1 protein-coding gene is annotated in these 1,302 nt (G+C 38.9%); it reads right to left on the minus strand.

What is annotated here, in order from left to right; all coding sequences use genetic code 11:
- Window positions 1–903: alpha/beta fold hydrolase (locus PX636_RS05450; protein WP_288116429.1), on the minus strand; the 903-nt coding region annotated here is incomplete at its 3' end.
- Window positions 904–1,302: the final 399 nt, after the last annotated feature.

The following is a 1,302-nucleotide window of genomic DNA, read 5'->3' on the forward strand; positions in this document are numbered from 1 at the left end:
AAAATGACTACTTTTATCCGCTTGTATTTGCAGAAAATCTCCAGATAATTTCCCTAATTCCAGGTGCATCTCCTCCCGGAGTCGGTTGGCACTTTTGAGGGGAATAAAGCGAGTCCAAAGGGAAGGTTTAAAAAAAGAATTAGCTTTAATACTAACTATCGGTAAATTACCGAAATTGTTAGCCTCACTCACCTGACGAGCGCTTTGGTCGAGATTAAACATTTCTCTACTCATCGTCATCCAGTGTTTAGCGCGACAGAAAGAACGCTTAACTCGATGACAAGAATCTGGGGAAAAGCGACGTAATTCTGGTTTTAATAATTCAAAAACTCCCAGAACTCTCAAAACTCGGATAATGCCTAAAATTGAGCCAATAATCGACATCCAAAATCCGGAGATGAAAAATAATTTTAATGCCTTTAATGCTGGCGACATTTTCAGCATTCCTTTCTCGTGTAAACCATCGGTGAGTACCAAACCTACTACTTTTTCTGGGAACAGATGAGCATACAGTCGAACATTATAACTGCCAAAAGAATCACCAATTAAAATATAAGGCGGTTCTATTTGTGCTTGGGTTAGTAATTTATCTAATTCCTGAACAATTTGGTGGCTAGTCCGCGGATATGGACTAGGATCGCTCCAACCATAACCCGCTCGATCATAAATACAAACCCTAGCTAATTGTGACAATTCTTCTAGCAAAAAATATCCCTCAATTCCCCCTAAACTATGGTCAATAATAATAGTGGGACTAGCCTCTCCCGCTAGACAAAAATGCAGGCGATATTTACCCAGATTAATCAAATTACCCGGCGGTGCTTTTTGTTCTTCTAACCAAACAGATAACGTCTGATAAACTGTTGTCGCTACTAGGAGAATTACTCGAATTGATAAAGACATAACTACACCTCTTGTAAAAATAAAAAATTCTCTTGGTTGCTGGAGAATTAACCATGAATAATCATCAATTAAATGGTCAATTTAGCTGTGATTAAAAGAGAGCGCCAGTATTGCGGCCAAAATATAACTGGACTTCCCCCGTATAAACATACTAGCTATGGCTAAAAGTCTTACAGAGCCTGAGTTAAAGCCATATAATACTAATGGACTACTGGACACAAAATCCTGAAGTCCTTACGCAGATAGGGTTTGAGGCAAAAATTTTCAAATTTGACCTTTCGACCATTATAGCTTGTTTCGGGGCAGAAAACCATCAAAAACATGGCTACAGAGGGAATCGCTGACTCTAGAGATTAATGACACCATCTGTTACAATAAGGTTAGCGATCACTATACAGC

Source organism: Microcystis sp. M53598_WE2 (assembly GCF_030067735.1).
Classification (GTDB): Bacteria; Cyanobacteriota; Cyanobacteriia; order Cyanobacteriales; family Microcystaceae; genus Microcystis; species Microcystis aeruginosa.